The sequence below is a fragment of the Microbacterium sp. F01 genome, from assembly GCF_056156365.1.
Map to the genome: position 1 here is coordinate 2,675,490 of NZ_CM149592.1, position 17,706 is coordinate 2,693,195.

A 17,706-nucleotide genomic window follows, 5' to 3' on the forward strand; every position below is an offset into this window, starting at 1 on the left:
GGCTATGTCCGCGCCCGAACCCGTCATCTCGTATCCGCCGGAGCTCCCCGTCAGCGCCGCGCGCGAAGAGATCGCGCGCGCCATCCGAGACCACCAGGTGGTGATCGTCGCGGGCGCGACCGGGTCGGGCAAGACCACGCAGCTGCCGAAGATCGCGCTCGAGCTCGGGCGCACGCGCATCGCGCACACCCAGCCGCGCCGCATCGCGGCACGCACGATCGCCGAGCGCATCGCCGAGGAGCTGCAGGTGCCGTTGGGCTCGACGGTCGGCTACAAGGTCCGCTTCACCGACAAGGTGTCGGAAGACACGCGCATCGCGCTGCTCACCGACGGCATCCTGCTCAACGAGATCCACCGCGACCGCCTGCTGCGCCGCTACGACATGATCATCGTCGACGAGGCCCACGAGCGTTCGCTCAACGTCGACTTCCTCCTCGGGTATCTGCGACGGATCCTGCCCAAGCGCCCCGACCTCAAGGTCGTCATCACGAGCGCGACGATCGACCCGGAGAGCTTCGCGAAGCACTTCGCGAAGCCCGACGGCACACCGGCGCCGATCATCGAGGTGTCGGGACGCACGTACCCGGTCGAGATCCGGTACCGCCCGCCCGCGCGTGCGGCGAAGGGCGAGGACGAGTCCGACGACGTCGACGGCATCACCGCCGCCCTCCGCGAGCTCGACCGCGAACCTGCCGGCGACGTGCTCGTGTTCCTCCCCGGCGAGGCCGAGATCCGCGACGCCGCGGACGCCGTCCGCGGCATATACGCGAAGGATTCCGCGCCCACCGAGGTTCTCCCCCTCTACGGGCGCCTCTCCGCGGCCGAGCAGCACCGGGTGTTCGAGCGGTCGCAGGTGCCCGGCATCCGTCGTCGTGTCATCCTCGCGACGAACGTCGCCGAGACCAGCCTCACGGTGCCGGGCATCCGGTACGTCGTCGACACCGGCACGGCGCGCATCTCGCGCTACAGCAACCGCAGCAAGGTGCAGCGCCTGCCGATCGAGGCGGTGTCGCAGGCCTCTGCGCAGCAGCGGTCGGGCCGCGCCGGCCGCACGAGCGACGGCATCGCGATCCGGCTGTACGCCGAGGAGGACTTCGACACCCGGCCCGAGTTCACCGAGCCCGAGATCCTGCGCACGAGCCTGGCATCGGTCATCCTGCAGATGCTCTCGCTCGGCTTCGGCGACATCTCGTCGTTCCCGTTCCTCACCCCGCCGGATTCGCGCGGCGTCAAGGCCGCGCTCGACCTGCTCGTCGAGCTCGGGGCGGTTCGCCCTTCGACGGGCTCGGGGACCGGCGGGGGTCATCCGACGCTCACCGACCTCGGCCGCGAGATCTCGCGGCTGCCGATCGACCCGCGGTTCGCCCGCATGCTCGTCGAGGCCCGTCGCACCGGCGTGCTGCGCGACGTCCTCGCGATCGTCGCGGGGATGTCGATCCAGGATGTGCGCGAGCGCCCCGAAGAGCGGCGCGAGGAGGCCGACCGCCTGCACGCGCGGTTCACCGACCCGTCGAGCGACTTCCTCAGCCTTCTGAACCTCTGGAATCACCTGCAGGAGAAGCAGGCCGAACTGGGCTCGAGCGCGTTCCGGCGCCTCTGCCGTGCCGAGCACCTCAACTACGTGCGGGTGCGCGAGTGGGCCGACGTTCATCGCCAGCTCAGCATGCTCGTGAACGCCCCGCGTAAAGCGGCACCGGGCACCGCCGACCCCGACGAGCTGCACAAGGCGATCCTGTCGGGGCTGCTCTCGCACCTCGGCATCATCGATGACCGCACGACGAGCACCGCCACGCGAGGCCGCGCCGGCTCCGACCGCGCCGACCAGCGTCGCGGCGCCGAGTATCTCGGCTCGCGCGGCACCCGCTTCGCGATCTTCCCTGGCTCCGGACTCAAGAAGAATCGGCCGACCGCCGTCATGGCAGCGGAGGTCGTCGAGACCAGCCGCCTGTTCGCGCGCACCGTCGCGGCGATCGACCCGGCCTGGGCTGAACCGCTCGCGGGCGACCTCGCCAAGCGTTCGCTGAGCGAGCCGCACTGGTCGAAGGCGTCGGGCGCAGCATCCGCCTATGAGAAGGTCACACTGTTCGGGCTCGAGATCGTGCCGAAGCGCCGGGTGCAGCTCGCCCGGTTCGACCGGCCGTTCGCGCGCGAGCTCTTCATGCGCCACGCGCTGGTGGAGGGCGAGTGGGACTCGTCGCACCTCGACAAGAAGCTCACGGCGTTCGAGCGCCGCAACCTCGAGCTGCGGCGACGCCTCGAGAAGATCGAGGAGCGCGAGCGCCGCCGCGACATCCTCGTCGGCGACGAAGCGGTCTTCCGCTTCTACGACGCCCGCATCCCGCGGGACGTCTTCGACGCGCGCTCCTTCGAGGCCTGGTGGAAGGATGCCTCGTCCCGCACGCCCCGCCTCCTCGACATGACCGAGGCCGACCTCGTCGACGAGGCGTCGCGCGGCGACGAGCGCGACTTCCCCGCGCGCTGGACGCAGGGCGACCAGGTGCTCTCGCTCGCCTACCGGTTCGAACCGGGCGCGGCCGACGACGGTGTGACGGCCGTCGTGCCGCTGGCCCTCCTCGCCCAGCTCCGGCCCGACGGGTTCGACTGGCAGGTGCCGGGGATGCGCGACGAGCTCATCACGGCGCTGCTCCGGTCGCTCCCGAAAGCGATCCGCCGGCACGTGGTGCCCGCCGCGGACTGGGCCGCGACCTTCGCCGGCGAGCTCGCGGGGCACGGCCCGGAAGCCCACGACGGCCTGCCGCCGACGCCGCTCCGCGATGCCCTGGCGACGCGTATCCAGCGCGTCGCGAGTCAGCCGGTCAGTGCCGCCGACTTCGAGATGGAGCGCGTGCCCGGCCACCTGCAGGTCTCGTTCCGCGCCGTCGACGAGCGCGGGCGCGCCGTCGGCTCCGACCGCGATCTCGCCGCCCTGCAGGCGCGGCTCGCCGACCGCGCCCGGGCATCCGTGTCCCGTTCGCTCACGGCTCCCGCGCCCGCGAACGGACGCGGCCCCCGCCCGGCGAAGAGTCCCGCACCCCGCCCCGGCGGCATGCCCGGCACCGCACAGCAGCCCGAGTCGACGTTCACCGAGCGCTCCGGCCTCACCGACTGGACGTTCGGCGACCTGCCGGACGTCGTCGACACGAAGGTCGCGGGCGGTGTCGTGCGCGGCTACCCCGCGATCGTCGACGAAGGCGCCTCGGTCGCCCTGCGCATCGAGACCACGCCCGAGACCGCGGCCCGCGCGACGAAGGCCGGCGTACGGCGCCTCGTCCTGCTGTCGGTCGCATCACCCTCGGCCTATGTGCTCGAACACCTCACGTCCGCCGAGAAGCTCGCGCTCGCAGCATCCCCGTATCCGTCCGCGAAGGCGCTCATCGAAGACGGCCGCGTGGCGGTGGCGGATGCGGTCATCGCGCGCACCACTCCCGACGCGGCGGTGCGCACGCGCGCCGGCTTCGAGGCGGTGCGCGACGCGTTCTCGGCCGTGGTGGTCGACGAGCTGTTCCAGACGGTGTCGCTGACCGCCCGCATCCTCACCGCCGCGCGTGACGTGGAGCGCGCGATGCGCGACGCGAACTCGCTGACGCTGCTCGGCGCCCTGAACGACGTGAAGGGCCAGCTCGCCGGCCTCGTATTCCCCGGCTTCGTGTCACGCACCGGCACCGCGCGGCTCGCCCAGCTGCCGCGGTACCTGCGCGGCGCGCTCGACCGCGTGCGCACGCTCACCGACAACCCCGGCCGCGATCGTCAGCGGATGACCGAGTTCGAACGCGCGACGACCGTGTTCACCGAGGCCGGCGGCGTCATCCCGCCCGCCGATGACGCCCCGAGTCCGCTCGCCCACACCCGGTGGCTGCTCGAGGAGTACCGTGTGAGCCTGTTCGCGCAGTCCCTCGGCACGGCCGAGCCCGTGTCGCTGCAGCGGATCCAGAAAGCCCTGAGGGAATAACCCCTCGACGACAGGAGTCGCCTCGTCATGACCACTGCCATCGCGTACACCGAGTTCGGGAGCCCTGAGGTCCTGCACGAGATCCCCGTTCCCGAGCCGGTGGCGGGGGCCGGCCGACTCGCGATCCGCGTCACGGCGGCCGGCGTCAATCCGATCGACGCCAAGCTCCGCTCGGGCCGGCGGCCGTCGGCCGAGATCACCGAGCCACGACGCATCGGCGCAGATGGCGCCGGGGTCGTGACCGCCGTCGGCGAAGGAGTCGACGGCTTTCGCGTCGGCGATCCGGTCGTCTTCGCGAGCGCCTCCGGCGCATACGCGACCGACCTCGCGGTGCCCGCCTCGCACGTGTTCCCCCGTCCGCCCGAGGTGAGCGCGGCCGAAGGCGCCGCCCTCGGCATCCCGGTGGGCACGGCGTACCAGGCGCTCCGCTCGCTCGCGGTGGGCCGCGGCGACACCGTGCTCGTGCACGCCGGGTCGGGCGCGGTCGGCCAGGCTCTCATCCAGTTCGCCGTGCTGTGGGGCGCGACCGTCGTCGCAACCTCGTCCGAGCGCCGCTTCGACCGAGTCCGCGAGCTCGGAGCGATCCCGGTCGCCTACGGTGAGGGGCTCGCCGACCGCGTGCGTGCGGCGGCTCCCCAGGGCGTGACCGTCGCCATCGACGCCGCCGGCACCGACGAAGCGCTCGACACCTCGCTCGAGCTGGTCGACGACCGTGAGCGCATCGCGACGCTGGTGCGGGGGCGGGATGCTGCGGCCCTCGGCATCCGCGCATTCTCTGGCGGCTCGCCCGAACCTCTCACCGCGCAGCAGCAGGTGTGGCGCACCGAGGCCGTGCCGGTCGTGCTCGCGCTCATCGCCGCGGGGCGCTTCTCAGTCGAGCTCGGCCCGTCGTTCGCCCTCGCCGACGCCGCCGACGCGCATCGCGCGCTCGAGTCGGGCGTGGCGGGCAAGATCACGCTCGTCCCGTGACCCTTTCTCGCGTGCCCGCGCGCTATCGGCTCCTGGGCGCCTGAGGGCCGCCGGCGCAACAGTTCGACACACGAAACACCGCCGCGGGCGCCTCGGCTCGACAATGGTGGGCATGCCTGAACAGACTCGTCCTGCCGCCCCTCGCTCGTTCGCGACGGCGCAGGTGCAGGCCGGGTTCGACTCCGGCATCGCGGAGAACACCGCCATCCCGTCCATCCACCAGTCGAACGGGTTCGAGTTCCGCTCGCTCGCTGAGGCACGCGACCTCTTCGCGCTGCGCAAGGACGGCAACATCTACAGCCGTGCGGCGAACCCGACGGTGCTCGTGTTCGAGAAGCGCGTCGCCGAGCTCGAGGGCGGCATCGCCGCAGCGGGTGTCGCGTCGGGCCAGGCGGCCGTCGCGGTCGCGTTGCTGGCTCTCGCGAAGCAGGGCGAGCACATCGTCGCCGCGCGGCAGCTCTACGGCGGCACCGTCGACCTGCTGCAGGACACCTTCGCCGACTGGGGCATCGAGGTGACGTTCGTCGATCAGGACGACCTCGACGCGTGGCGCGCGGCCGTGCGACCCACGACCCGCGCCCTCTTCGCCGAGTCGATCTCCAACCCGATCGCACAGGTGCTCGACCTCGGCGCCGTCGCCGCCGTCGCCAAGGAGGCCGGCGTGCCCCTCGTGATCGACAACACCGTCGCGACGCCGTACCTGCAGCGCGCGAAGGACTTCGGCGCCGACATCGTGGTGCACTCCGCCACGAAGTTCCTCGGCGGCCACGGCACGTCGCTGGGCGGCGTCGTCGTCGACCTCGGCACGTTCGACTTCACGGCCGAGCCGGCGCGCTGGCCGCAGCTGACCCAGACGTACGCGCGCGTGCCCGACGGCAGCCTGGTCGAGCGCTTCGGCGAGACCGGATCCCCGTACATCGCACTGGTCAAGACCAAGTACGTGCACGACCTCGGTCCCTCGCTGTCGGCCTTCAACGCCTTCCAGCTGCTGCAGGGACTCGAGACGCTCGACCTGCGCATGGAGCGCCACACCGCGAGCGCGCTCACGGTCGCCCGGTTCCTCGAGTCCCACCCGGCCGTCTCGCGCGTGCACCACCCGGGCCTCGAGTCGAGCCCGTGGCACGCGCAGGCCGAGACGTACCTCCCCGACGGGGTGAGCTCGGTGTTCGCGTTCGACCTCCCCGCGACGGGCGACGCCGAGGCGGACTTCCGCCTGGTCGAGGGGTTCATCTCCCGCTTGCAGGTGATCCGGCTGGTGGCGAACATCGGCGACGCGCGCAGCCTCGTCGCGCACCCGTCGTCGATGACGCACAGTCACATGTCGCCGACGCAGCTCGCTGAGGCGCACATCGGCCCGACCACCGTGCGCCTGTCGATCGGCCTCGAGGACGCCCGCGACATCGTCGACGACCTGGCCCGTGCGCTGGACCAGATCACCCTCACGGCCGACCGCGCAGAGCTCGCGGAGAGCGTCGCCCGCTAGTTGTACTCGGCTGTCAGGTTGGTGACACCCGGCTGAGTGGGGTGCCGCCGATGGCTGAGTGGTATCGCTGAGTGTTGTAGTGCTCGAGCCAGGGTGCAAGGGCGGCGGCGCGTTGGTCGTTCGAGGTGAACACTTGCCGGTATGCCCATTCGGTTTGCAGGGTGCGGTTCAGTCGTTCCACCTTGCCGTTCTGCCAGGGACAGTGGGGGCGGATCAGCACGTGTTTGGCGCCGAGCGCGGCAAGCACGTCCTGGACGTCGTTGGAGAGCCGGTAGCTGAAATGGTTGTCGGTCATGACCCGCTCGATGCGGGTGATGCCGTGGTCGCGGAAGTAGGCGGCAGCCCGGGTGAGGAACCCGGCGCAGGTGGCGCCCTTCTCGTCCGGGTGGATCTCGGAGTACGCCAGTCGGGAGTGATCGTCGACGAGTGAGTGCACGTAGTCGAACCCGATCCGGGCTCTCCTGTGGGCGGCGGTGTCGCCGGCCGATCTGCCGTGCGCACGCCACCCGCCGCCGTCGGGGATGCGGCCCAGCTTTTTCACGTCCATGTGCACCAGCTCGCCGGGTCGGGCGCGTTCGTAGCGGACAGTGGTGGTCTTCGACGCCCGGATGACCGCCCCGGTGAGCGGGTCGCACTCGACCAGACGCGGCACGTGATGCCGCCGCAGGATGGCGGTGATGGTGCGCGCGGGAACACCCACCACCGCGGCGAGGCGATCGGGGCCTTGTCGCAGCTGACGGCGCAACGCGACCACCCGCAACTCCACCTCAAGTGGTGTTCGTTGCGGCATGGAGTGCGGACGCGAGGACCGGTCACGCAGTCCGGCGACGCCCTCGGCCCGGAACCTGTTGACCCAGCGGTGCGCGCATTGGCGCGACACCCCGAGCTCCTTCGCGACGTGTGCGACTGGACGATGCTGCACCAGCACCCGTTCGACAAGCAGAACCCTGCCCCGGACATTCAGCCGGGCATTAGCGTGAGACACGAGACCTCCTGGCGGGTGAAGAAACTAGACAGCTCCACTAAGCCAGGAGGTCTCCTCACCTCACAAGAACGTCACCAACGTCTCTGCTGAGTACAGCTAGTCGTCCGGGCACGAGCGGCATCGCGCCGATAGCCTCGTGTTCATGACTTCGCCCTCCTCCCCCCGCTGGGGGATCCTCGGACCGGGCGGCATCGCCCGAGCCTTCACCAGCGACCTGCGCACCGCCGGGCTCGACGTCGCCGCCGTGGGTTCGCGGCGCAGAGAGACCGCCGAGGCGTTCGCCGCCGACTTCGGAATCCCGCACGCCCACGGCTCGTACGAGGAGCTCTTCGCCGATCCCGGCGTCGACATCGTGTACATCGCGACGCCGCACCCGATGCACGCGGCGAACGCTCTTCTCGCCCTCGAGGCGGGCAAGCACGTGCTGGTCGAGAAGGCGTTCACCCTCAACGCCGCCGAGGCCGCGGCGGTGCGCGACGCGGCGGCGGAGCGCGGTCTCCTCGCGATGGAGGCGATGTGGACGCGGTACCTTCCTCACATGGTGCGCATCCGCGAACTCGTGGAGTCGGGCGCCCTCGGAGAGGTCCGCGCCGTCACCGCCGACCACACGCAGCTGCTGCCCTCCGACCCTGCGCACCGCATCAACGCGCTGGAACTCGGCGGTGGCGCCCTCCTCGACCTCGGGATCTACCCCGTGTCCTTCGCATGGGACATCCTCGGTGAGCCCCTCTCCATCGCCGCGGCGGCCCGCATCGGCGCCGCGGGATCCGACACCGAGGTCGCGACGATCATGACGCACGCCTCGGGCGCGCTGTCGACCTCCCTCTCGGCATCCCGCGGCGCCGGCCCCAACACCGCGACGATCATCGGCACCGAGGCCCGCATCGACATCGACAGCGTCTGGTACCAGGCGACCTCGTTCCGCCTCGTCAGCCCCGACGGTGCGGTGCGCGAGGAGTTCCGCTCCGACATCGAGGGCCGTGGCATGCAGTACCAGGCGCTCGCCGCCGAGCGGTACCTCGCCGAGGGCCGCACCGACTCCGACGTGCTGCCCATCGACGAGTCTGTCGCGATCATGGCCACCCTCGACGAGATCCGCGACCTCGTCGGCGTCCGCTACCCCGGTGAGGAGTGACATGCCCGACCTGCTGAGCCCGCGCGTCGCGGTGTACCTGGACTTCGACAACATCGTGATGTCGTGGTACGACCGCGTCCACGGCAAGAACTCCTACTCCCGCGACCGCCAGAAGATCGCGACGGATGCTGCGAACCCCGAGATCGCCGAGCGCCTCGCCGCCGCGACGATCGACGTCGGCGCCATCATCGACTACGCGACGTCGTTCGGCACTCTGGTGCTCACCCGCGCGTACGCGGACTGGTCGGCGCCCGTCAACGCCGAGTACCGGTCGCAGCTGGTGGCCCGCGCCGTCGACCTCGTGCAGCTCTTCCCTGCCGCGGCGTACGCGAAGAACGGCGCCGACATCCGCCTCGCCGTGGACGCGGTCGAAGACATGTTCCGCCTCCCCGACCTCACGCACGTCGTGATCGTCGCCGGGGACTCGGACTACGTGCCGCTCGCGCAGCGCTGCCGCCGTCTCGGGCGTTTCGTCGTCGGCGTCGGCGTCGCGGGCTCGACCGCCAAGTCCCTCGCCGCGGCGTGCGACCAGTTCGACTCGTACGACGCGCTCCCGGGTGTCGCGGCTCCGCCGTCGGGGAAGAAGGATGCTGCGCCCCAGCGCGCGTCCGCCAGTCGGCGCTCGAGGAAGGCCGCCGTCGACCCGACCGAGTCGCTCCTCGAGCGCGCGCTGCGCCTGGAGAGCGACAAGGAAGGCGTGGAGTGGCAGCACGCCTCGGCCGTGAAGAGCCTCATCAAGCGGCTCGACCCGTCGTTCAGCGAGAAGGCGCTCGGGCACAAGAGCTTCTCGGAGTTCGTGAAGGCCCACCCGGGCGTCGCCGAGGTCGACGAGTCGGGCAACATCGTGCTGATCCGCCTCGCCGCCGACCGGCGCTGAATCAGGCGGGCGCGGCGCGGGCGAGGAATTCGAGCAATCCGGCGTTGAAGGCCTTCGGCTGCTCGATGTTCGCGGCATGCCCGTCGCGCGCGATCACCGCCGATTCGCCGCGGGGCGCGAGCGCGGCGGACGCAGCGGCGTGGGAGCTGGGCCAGAACTCGCTCTCGGCGCCGGCGACGAACAGCACGGGCACCTCGCTCGCCGCGATCGCCGAGCGCCAGTCGGCTTTCGCGTGGTCGTCGAGCAGGGCGAGCTCACCGGGGGTGAACGATCGCTCAGCGCCCTTCATCGCCCGGAGCAGTCGCGCCAGGCGCATGCCCCGTCGCCACAGCGGCGTTCCGACGCCGGTATCGGGGATGCCCTCGGCGAAGTACGTGTCGATGTTGTCCGCGGTGTAGCCGTAGAAGCCGTGCGACCAGTCGGCCGTGTTGAGCATCTTCGGCGTCTGGTCCACGCTCACGACTGCCGCGACGCGATCAGCGCCTTCCTGCCCGAGGTACGACCAGATCGTGTTCGCCCCCATCGACCCGCCGACGAGCGCCGCGCCGCGAAGGTCGAGCGCGTCGACCACGTCACGCACGTCGCCTGCCCGCCGGGCCATGTCGACACCGGATGCCGGTCGCTCGGCGTTTCCGTGCCCTCGCAGGTCGACCGCCAGCACGCGGTATCCGGCGCGCTCCAGCGCCGGCACCTGATAGCACCAGCTCGACGCCGCGGCCTTGAATCCGGCGAGCAGCACCACCGGCCGGCCGGCCGGATCACCGGACTCTTCGTACTCCAACCGGACGTCGTCGTCGGCGCGGATCGAGGGCATGTCACTCTCCGTTCGGGAAGGCCTTGCCGGGGTTGAGGATCCCCGCAGGGTCGAGGGCGTCTTTGATCGCGCGATGAAGGCGCAGCACCGCAGGGCCGAGCTCCGCTGCCGCACCCGGGAGTTTCAGCAGCCCGACGCCGTGCTCCCCCGTGACGGTACCGCCGAGGGCGCGGCAGTCGTCGACGATGCGGTCGAACGCGACCTTCGCGCGCACCTTGGCGTCGTCGTCGCCCTCCGGCGCGATGATCAGCGGATGCAGGTTGCCGTCGCCCGCGTGGGCGATGTTGGCGATCACGACGCCGGCGTCAGCGGCCGCCGCCTCGATGCGTGAGAGCATCTCGGGCACCGCGCCGCGGGGGACGCAGACGTCCTCGGTCAGCACGGGACCGAGTCGTTCGAGCGCCGGATATGCGAGACGACGGGCCGTGAACAGCCGGTCGACCTCGTCGGGATCGGCGGCGCGCTCGACGCGGCTGCCGCCGGCGGCGCGGAAGTGATCCTCGATCGCCGCCGCCAACTCCTCGCCGCGCGCGCCGGCCTCGTCGACCTTCGCGAGCAGCAGGGCGGACGCCTCCTCCGGGAGATCCCAGCCCTGCCACTCGGCGACCGCATGCAGGCAGATGCTGTCGATGAGCTCCAGGGCCGACGGCACGATCCCCGCCTCTGTGACGGCCGCGACGGCCCGGCCGGCATCCGTCAGACTGCGGAAGTACCCGACCACGGCGCGCTCCTCGCGGCCGCCGAGCGGCCGCAGCTTCAGCGTCACGTCGACGACGATACCGAGCGTGCCTTCGGACCCGACGAAGAGGCCGGCCAGGTCGTAGCCCGTGACGCCCTTCGCCGTGGTGCGGCCGAGCGTCGCCACGCTCCCGTCGGCGAGCACGACGGTCATGCCGAGGACGTAGTCGCGCGTCACGCCGTACTTGACGCAGCAGATGCCGCCGGCGTTCGTCGCGACGTTGCCGCCGATCGTCGAGATCGCCCGGCTCGCGGGATCCGGCGGATACCAGAGCCCCACTCCCGCGACGTGGCGGCGCAGATCGTCGTTGAGCACACCGGCCTCGACCACGGCGTACCGCTCTCGGGCGTTCACCTCGACGATCCTCGTCATGCGCTCGAGCGAGAGGACGAGGCATCCATCCGTCGCATTCGCGCCCCCGGAAAGACCCGTGCCGGCGCCGCGCGGCACGATCGGCACGCCGTGCGCGGCGGCGACGCGGACTGTCGCGACGACGTCGTCGAGGGACGACGCGAAGACGACGGCGGCGGGCAGCCCGTAGTCGGCCCATTCCGCGTCGTCGTGGCTCAGTCGCTCGCGGGTCTCGTCGTCCGTGACGACGGCGTGCGGGGGCAGGGCGGCGCGAAGGGCCTCGACGACGGTGTGCATGGCGTACCGATGCTAGTGCGTGCCGCGCGCCGGGCCCGTGCGCGACTCCGCGGGAACCCAAAGCCGACCTGGGAAATCGGCCGTGGGATACAGTGTGACCTGTGGCACGCCGTCAAGCCCCGCCGGGCTCGCAGACCTCGCTCCGCGAGGCCAATCGCGCGCGCGTCATCGAGTCGCTGAAGCGCCACGGCCGGCTCACCCAGATCGAGCTCGCCGGCAGCACGGGCCTCTCGCCCGCCACGGTCTCGAACATCGTCAAGGAGCTGACGGCGTCCGGTCTCCTGCACACGTCGTTCACGACGAGCAGCGGCCGCCGCGCGACCCTCGTGTCGCTCGCCCGCCGGCTCGGCCTCGTCGCGGGGGTGCACTACAGCTCGCGTCACCTGCACATCGCGATCGCCGACACCGCGCGCACCATCGTGACGCAGTCCTCGCTGCCCCTCCCCCTCGACCACCGCCACGACTCCGAGCTCGACCGCCTCGCGCTGCTGCTCGGCGACATGATGGAGTCCCTCGGCGGGTCCATCACCGACCTGCTCGGCGTCGGGCTCGCACTTCCCGCGCCCATCGATCCCCGCACCGGCATGGTCTCGACCCCGGGGCTGCTGCGCGGCTGGGAGAACGTCGACGTCGCCGAGAGCCTCGCGATCCGCATCGGCCGCCCCGTGCACGTCGACAGCGAGGCCAATCTCGGCGGGCTGGCCGAGGCCCGCGAGGGCAACGGACGCTCCGCTGCGTCGTCGGTCTTCATCCGCGTCGGGCACACTATCAGCGCAGGGCTCATCGTGAACGGCGACCTGTTCCGCGGCGTCAACGGCAAGGCCGGGCAGATCGGCCACGTGACGCTCGACGAGAACGGCCCGATCTGCCGCTGCAGCAATCGCGGATGCCTCGAGACCTACGCCGGCGGACCGGCTCTGCTGTCGCTCTTCCCTCCGAGCGAGGGCATGCACCGCCTCGGCGACCTGCTGCACGCTGCCGAAGCCGGTGACGGTGCGGCACGCCGCGTGATCGCCGATGCCGGCCGCCACATCGGAATCGCCGCCGCGAGCCTGTGCAACCTCTTCGACCCCGAGCTCATCGTCGTGGGCGGCGAGCTCGGCCAGGCCGGAGAGATCCTCATGGCACCCATGCGCCACTCGCTCGAGCGCACCGCGCTCCCGTCCGCCGACGGCCTGCCCGAGATCGTGGGCGCCTCTTTCGGCGAGTGGGCCGAGACACGCGGCGCCATCGCGATCGCCCTCGACCACGTCACGGTCGACGCCCAGCTTCCGACTGCACCGTCGCTGCCCATCACCGCATAGGCTCGTCCGATGCCCCGTACGCGACTGGATCGGCCGCGACGGCGCCCGAGCGGGCGTCGCGCGCCGGCGGCAGCATCCGGTGTCCTGCTCGCGGCAGCGATGCTGTCTGCCTGCTCCGGCGCACCCGCCCCGGGCGGGACCCCGTCCGACGACACGATCGCACTGCTGCTGCCCGACGCGAAGACCGCACGATACGAGACGTTCGACCGGCCGATGTTCGAGGCCCGCGTCGCGGAGCTCGGCGACTACGACGTCCTCTATGCCAACGCCGATCAGGACGCCGCGAAGCAACAGCAGCAGGCGGAGTCCGCACTGACGGCCGGTGCCGGCGTGCTCGTGCTCGACCCCGTCGATGCGAACGCCGCGGTCAGCATCGTGAGCTCCGCGAACGCGAAAGGCGTGCCCGTCATCTCGTACGACCGCCTCATCGCCGGCGGCGACCTGGCCTACTACATCTCGTTCGACAACGAGAAGGTCGGCGTGCTGCAGGCCACCGCGTTCGTGGAGGGCGTGCAGGCGGAGGACGAGGGCAGCGGCATCCTGATGGTCAACGGCTCCCCCACCGACAGCAACGCCGCACTGTTCAAGCAGGGCGCGCACAGCATCATCGACGACAGCGGACTGCGGGTGCTCGCCGAGTACGACACCCCCGGCTGGAACCCCGAGAAGGCGCAGGAATGGGTGTCGGGCCAGATCGCGCAGCACGGCGGCGCCATCGCGGGCGTGTATGCGGCGAACGACGCGACGGCGGGCGGCGCGATCGCGGCGCTGCGGGTCGCGAACGTCGATCCCCTGCCCATCGTCACGGGTCAGGACGCCGAGCTCTCGGCGATCCAGCGCATCCTGACGGGCGACCAGTACATGACCGTCTACAAGGCGATCAAGCCGCAGGCCGAGCTCGCGGCCGAAGTCGCGGTCAAGCTGCTGCACGGCGAGGAGGTCACGGCCCCGCTCGAGATCCAGGGCACGCCGGCCACGCTCCTCGATCCGGTCGCCGTGACGATCGACGACATCATGGACACCGTCGTCGCGGACGGGTTCTGGACCGTCGACGACATCTGCACCCCGGCGTACGCGGATGCGTGCGAAGCGGCGGGCATCGGGTAGGGTCCTGACTCTGACAGGGGTCGGCAGGGGATCGATGAGGACGAGGCGAGGATGTCGATGACGCACCCGCGGGCGGGACGCCCGCGCGAACGCGTGCTGACGATGCGCGGCATCGGCAAGCGCTTCGGCGCGGTCAAAGCCCTCACCGACGTCGACTTCTGGGTCAACGAGGGCGAGGTCGTCGCCCTCGTCGGCGACAACGGCGCCGGCAAGTCCACGCTCGTGAAGGTGCTCGCGGGCGTGCATCCGCCCGACAGCGGATCGATCGAGTTCGACGGCGAGCCCGTCGGCATCGACACCCCGGCCGACGCGCAGGAGCTCGGGATCGAGACGATCTTCCAGGACCTCGCCCTGTGCGACAACCTCGACGTCGTCGCCAACCTGTGGCTGGGTCGGGAGCTCCGCGACGGTGCGACGCTCGACGAGGTCGACATGGAGCAGCGCACCTGGACGCTGCTGCGCGAGCTGTCGGCGAAGATCCCGTCGGTGCGCGTACCGGTGGCCTCGCTCTCGGGAGGACAGCGCCAGACCGTCGCGATCGCGAGATCGCTCATCGGCGAGCCCCGCGTGGTGATCCTCGACGAGCCGACCGCGGCGCTCGGCGTGGCGCAGACCGCCGAGGTGCTGAACCTCATCGAGCGGCTGCGCGAACGCGGGCACGGCGTGATCCTCATCAGCCACAACATGGCCGACGTCATGGCGGTCGCCGACCGCGTCGTCGTGCTGCGCCTCGGCCGCAACAACGGCGTGTACAACGTCGCCGACGTCACGAGCGAGACGCTCATCGCCGCCATCACGGGCGCGGTCGATCACTCTGCTGCGCGCCGCGCACCGGATGCTGCGCCCCCGCCGTCGCCGGTCGGCCCGCCGCGCGACGAGCCGCCGCTCGACGAGCACACCGCGGGCGGAACGGTCATCCGCATGCCGCGCGCCGGGTCGCGCCGCACCTCTCGTCCCCGCGGGGACGGGACCCGATGAGCCTCCACGGCGACGAGCGCCTCGCGGAGACCGCCCCGGAGGAACGGCTGCTGAGCGGCAGCGGCATCCGACACGCCCTCGAGGCGTTCGTGGCGCGCGTGCGCGGCGGAGATCTGGGGGCTCTCCCCGTCGTGCTCGGGATCGCCGTCATCTGGACCGTCTTCCAGCTGCTGAACCCGGTGTTCCTCTCGAGCGAGAACCTCGTCAACCTCACGATGCAGTGCGCCGCGATCGGCACGATCGCCTTGGGCGTGGTGGTCGTGCTGCTCGTCGGCGAAATCGACCTCTCGGTCGGATCGGTGTCGGGCCTGGCCGCCGCGGTGCTGGCCGTGACCTTCGTGCAGCTGCAGTGGAACCTCGTCCTCGCCCTCATCGCGGGGGTCGCGATCGGCTGCCTGGTCGGGCTGCTATACGGGTACCTCTACACGCGGTTCGGTCTTCCGAGCTTCGTCATCACACTCGCGGGCCTGCTCGGATTCCTCGGGCTGCAACTGTGGGTGCTGGGCGAGACCGGATCGATCGCGATCCCGTTCGACTCGTGGCTGGTGCAGTTCGCCCAGCAGATGTTCCTGCCGGCGTGGGCGTCCTACGTCGTGGCCGTGCTCGCGGTGGCCGCCTTCGCGTGGTCGCTCGTCCGGCGGGCGCGGCGACGCGCGGCGGCGAACCTGGTGAGTCAGAGCTACGCCGAGATCGCGGTCCGCAGCGGTGTCATGCTCGTGTTCCTGCTGGTCGCCACGTGGTACCTGAACCTGTATCGGGGCGTCGGCGTGATGTTCCTGTTCTTCCTCGGGCTGGTCGTCGCGATGAACTTCGCCCTCACCCGCACCCGCTGGGGGCGCGCGGTCTACGCGGTCGGCGGATCCGTCGAGGCCGCGAGACGCGCGGGGATCCGGGTGGACCGGATCTACCTGTCGGTCTTCGCGCTGTGCTCCACCCTCGCCGCCGTGGGCGGCATCCTCGCCGCGGCGCGACTCGCTTCGGCGAACCAGAGCTCGGGCACCGGCGACGTCAACCTCAACGCGATCGCGGCGGCCGTCATCGGCGGCACGAGCCTGTTCGGCGGGCGCGGGTCCGCCTTCTCGGCGCTCATCGGCATCGTGGTGATCCAGTCGATCTCGTCGGGCCTGACGCTTCTCAACCTCGACTCCTCGGTGCAGTTCATGGTGACCGGCGTCGTGCTCGTGCTCGCGGTGATCGTCGATTCCCTCTCGCGCCGCACCCGCGCAGCTACCGGGCGCGCCTGAACGTACGTCGGCCCTCGCCTGGGTTCACTTGGCGAACGCTCCCAGCAGGTGATCAGGATCGCACCGGGTGCTTGTTTGGCGAATTGTCGCATTTCACCCGTGTACGCGGGCACTCTGCACGGTAAGCGTTCTCTCGGGCGCCGGAGCAGCAGCATCCTTCGCCCACGTCGCTCGGCGTTGCCAAAGCGTTATGTTCAAGACTTGACGATAAGAATCGGTGTCGTCGATGATCGCATCAGCGCGATGAACACCAGGGATGATCCTGGGACTCGCTCGCTTCAACGACGAAAGGCGAAAGATGAAGAAGTCTTCGATCCTCGCCGTGGCCGCCCTCACGGGCGCCGCCGCGGTGATGCTGGCCGGCTGTGCCGGCGGCGGTGGCACCGGCGACGGGGGTTCCACCGAGGGTGGCGGCGACGCGGCCAGCCGTGCCTGCGTGATCCTGCCGGATGCGGCCTCGTCGCCGCGCTGGGAGAACTTCGACCGCAAGTACCTCCAGGAGGGCCTGGAGGAGGCTGGGTTCGAGGCGGACATCCAGAACGCGCAGGGTGACGTCAACAAGTACTCGACGATCGCGGACCAGCAGCTCACTCAGGGCTGCGGCGTGATGCTCCTGGTCGACTACCAGGGCGCAGCCGAGGCTGTCGCGACGAAGGCCAAGGCCGAAGGCATCCCGGTGATCGCCTACGACCGTCCCTTCACCGGTGCCGACTACTACGTGTCGTTCGACAACACCGAGGTCGGACGCCTCGAGGGCCAGACGGTCCTTGACGGCCTCGAGACCGCCGGCAAGGACCCGGCGACCGCTGTCGTCGTCTACATGGGCGGCGACCCGACCGACGGCAACGCGGCGATGTTCCACGACGGCGCCGTCGAGGTGATGGAGGCCGCGGGCATCACTGCAGCCGCCGAGCCTCCCGGGGTGTGGGACCAGGCCAAGTCGCAGACCAACTTCGAGCAGGCTCTGACCTCGCTCGGTGGCAAGGTCGACGGCGTGTGGGTCGCCAACGACACCAACGCGGCCGGCGTCATCAAGGTCCTCCAGGACAACAACCTGACCGGCGTCGCCGTGTCGGGCCAGGATGCGAACGTCGCTGGCCTGCAGAACATCCTGCTCGGCTGGCAGACCGCCACGGTCTACAAGCCGGTCAAGGACGAGGCCACGGCCGCTGTCGACACCGCGGTCTCGCTGCTCAAGGGTGAGGACGTGACGGCTCAGGCCGAGCTCGAGGACGGCACGCCCTACATCCAGGTCACGCCGATCCTGGTCGGACCGGACAAGGTCAAGGACGTCGTCGCCGCGGGTGACGCCGACTATGACGACGTCTGCACGCCCGACGTGATGGCTGCCTGCGAGCAGTACGGAGTCACCGCCCAGTAATGGAGCGGTCTGCGGACTGAGCCGCAAGGGGCGTCGCGCCGCACGGCGTGACGCCCCTTCGCGCCGGACCATGACATTCCCAAGGAAGCGAGC

General features: G+C 70.9%; 13 protein-coding genes. 10 read left to right on the top strand and 3 right to left on the bottom strand.

Annotation, left to right across the window (positions count from 1 at the left end; all coding sequences use genetic code 11):
* Positions 1-4 precede the first annotated feature (4 nt).
* The 3 genes from hrpA to ACVN90_RS12285 all read left to right on the top strand — a co-directional run bounded on the left by hrpA (position 5) and on the right by ACVN90_RS12285 (position 6,401).
* Positions 5-3,949 carry an ATP-dependent RNA helicase HrpA gene (gene hrpA / locus ACVN90_RS12275; RefSeq protein WP_475098523.1) on the top strand — a complete coding sequence of 1,315 codons (3,945 nt, stop codon included), beginning with the start codon at positions 5-7 and terminating at the stop codon, positions 3,947-3,949.
* 27 nt (positions 3,950-3,976) lie between these two features.
* A complete protein-coding gene (locus ACVN90_RS12280) occupies positions 3,977-4,918 on the top strand; it encodes a quinone oxidoreductase family protein (protein ID WP_475098524.1) in 942 nt (313 codons plus the stop codon).
* A gap of 112 nt (positions 4,919-5,030) precedes the next feature.
* Entirely contained in the window at positions 5,031-6,401 is a 1,371-nt protein-coding gene (locus ACVN90_RS12285) for an O-acetylhomoserine aminocarboxypropyltransferase/cysteine synthase family protein (protein WP_475098525.1), read from the top strand.
* 13 nt (positions 6,402-6,414) lie between these two features.
* Here the strand turns inward: ACVN90_RS12285 and ACVN90_RS12290 are convergent, their stop codons facing one another.
* Positions 6,415-7,386, bottom strand: a complete 972-nt coding sequence (locus ACVN90_RS12290; protein ID WP_475098526.1) for an IS481 family transposase — start codon at positions 7,384-7,386, stop codon at positions 6,415-6,417.
* Between the two features lie 142 nt (positions 7,387-7,528).
* Here ACVN90_RS12290 and ACVN90_RS12295 point away from each other — a divergent pair, with 142 nt between their 5' ends.
* Together ACVN90_RS12295 and ACVN90_RS12300 are read left to right on the top strand one after the other, a co-directional pair.
* Entirely contained in the window at positions 7,529-8,521 is a 993-nt protein-coding gene (locus tag ACVN90_RS12295) for a Gfo/Idh/MocA family protein (protein ID WP_475098527.1), read from the top strand.
* Position 8,522: 1 nt separating this feature from the next.
* On the top strand, positions 8,523-9,398 hold the full coding sequence (locus ACVN90_RS12300; RefSeq protein WP_475098528.1) for an NYN domain-containing protein: 876 nt from the start codon (positions 8,523-8,525) through the stop codon (positions 9,396-9,398).
* A 1-nt stretch (position 9,399) separates the two neighbouring features.
* Here ACVN90_RS12300 and ACVN90_RS12305 read toward each other — a convergent pair whose 3' ends face one another.
* Positions 9,400-10,212 (bottom strand): alpha/beta fold hydrolase, encoded by an 813-nt coding sequence (locus ACVN90_RS12305; protein ID WP_475098529.1) that lies wholly within the window; start codon positions 10,210-10,212, stop codon positions 9,400-9,402.
* 1 nt (position 10,213) lies between these two features.
* Positions 10,214-11,599, bottom strand: coding sequence for an FAD-binding oxidoreductase (locus tag ACVN90_RS12310; protein WP_475098530.1), 1,386 nt, complete (start codon positions 11,597-11,599; stop codon positions 10,214-10,216).
* 101 nt (positions 11,600-11,700) lie between these two features.
* Between ACVN90_RS12310 and ACVN90_RS12315 the strand changes: the two genes are divergently transcribed.
* From ACVN90_RS12315 to ACVN90_RS12335, 5 genes are all read left to right on the top strand, one after another.
* Positions 11,701-12,903, top strand: a complete 1,203-nt coding sequence (locus ACVN90_RS12315) for an ROK family transcriptional regulator (protein ID WP_475098531.1) — start codon at positions 11,701-11,703, stop codon at positions 12,901-12,903.
* 9 nt (positions 12,904-12,912) lie between these two features.
* Positions 12,913-14,010 carry a sugar ABC transporter substrate-binding protein gene (locus tag ACVN90_RS12320; protein WP_475098532.1) on the top strand — a complete coding sequence of 366 codons (1,098 nt, stop codon included), beginning with the start codon at positions 12,913-12,915 and terminating at the stop codon, positions 14,008-14,010.
* Between the two features lie 51 nt (positions 14,011-14,061).
* Entirely contained in the window at positions 14,062-14,988 is a 927-nt protein-coding gene (locus ACVN90_RS12325; RefSeq protein WP_475098533.1) for an ATP-binding cassette domain-containing protein, read from the top strand.
* The gene (locus tag ACVN90_RS12330) at positions 14,985-16,232 is read left to right on the top strand and encodes a sugar ABC transporter permease (RefSeq protein WP_475098534.1); all 1,248 of its coding nucleotides are present in this window, start codon (positions 14,985-14,987) and stop codon (positions 16,230-16,232) included. The genes ACVN90_RS12325 and ACVN90_RS12330 overlap by 4 nt, the downstream gene beginning before the upstream one ends.
* A gap of 298 nt (positions 16,233-16,530) precedes the next feature.
* Positions 16,531-17,613, top strand: coding sequence for a sugar ABC transporter substrate-binding protein (locus ACVN90_RS12335; RefSeq protein ID WP_475098535.1), 1,083 nt, complete (start codon positions 16,531-16,533; stop codon positions 17,611-17,613).
* Positions 17,614-17,706: the final 93 nt, after the last annotated feature.

Bases quoted from the DNA above. Each gene is read 5' to 3' on its own strand.
- hrpA (WP_475098523.1), top strand. From the start codon at position 5: ATGTCCGCGCCCGAACCCGTCATCTCGTATCCGCCGGAGCTCCCCGTC.
- ACVN90_RS12280 (WP_475098524.1), top strand. From the start codon at position 3,977: ATGACCACTGCCATCGCGTACACCGAGTTCGGGAGCCCTGAGGTCCTG.
- ACVN90_RS12285 (WP_475098525.1), top strand. From the start codon at position 5,031: ATGCCTGAACAGACTCGTCCTGCCGCCCCTCGCTCGTTCGCGACGGCG.
- ACVN90_RS12295 (WP_475098527.1), top strand. From the start codon at position 7,529: ATGACTTCGCCCTCCTCCCCCCGCTGGGGGATCCTCGGACCGGGCGGC.
- ACVN90_RS12300 (WP_475098528.1), top strand. From the start codon at position 8,523: ATGCCCGACCTGCTGAGCCCGCGCGTCGCGGTGTACCTGGACTTCGAC.
- ACVN90_RS12305 (WP_475098529.1), bottom strand. From the start codon at position 10,212: ATGCCCTCGATCCGCGCCGACGACGACGTCCGGTTGGAGTACGAAGAG.
- ACVN90_RS12310 (WP_475098530.1), bottom strand. From the start codon at position 11,599: ATGCACACCGTCGTCGAGGCCCTTCGCGCCGCCCTGCCCCCGCACGCC.
- ACVN90_RS12320 (WP_475098532.1), top strand. From the start codon at position 12,913: ATGCCCCGTACGCGACTGGATCGGCCGCGACGGCGCCCGAGCGGGCGT.
- ACVN90_RS12325 (WP_475098533.1), top strand. From the start codon at position 14,062: ATGTCGATGACGCACCCGCGGGCGGGACGCCCGCGCGAACGCGTGCTG.
- ACVN90_RS12330 (WP_475098534.1), top strand. From the start codon at position 14,985: ATGAGCCTCCACGGCGACGAGCGCCTCGCGGAGACCGCCCCGGAGGAA.
- ACVN90_RS12335 (WP_475098535.1), top strand. From the start codon at position 16,531: ATGAAGAAGTCTTCGATCCTCGCCGTGGCCGCCCTCACGGGCGCCGCC.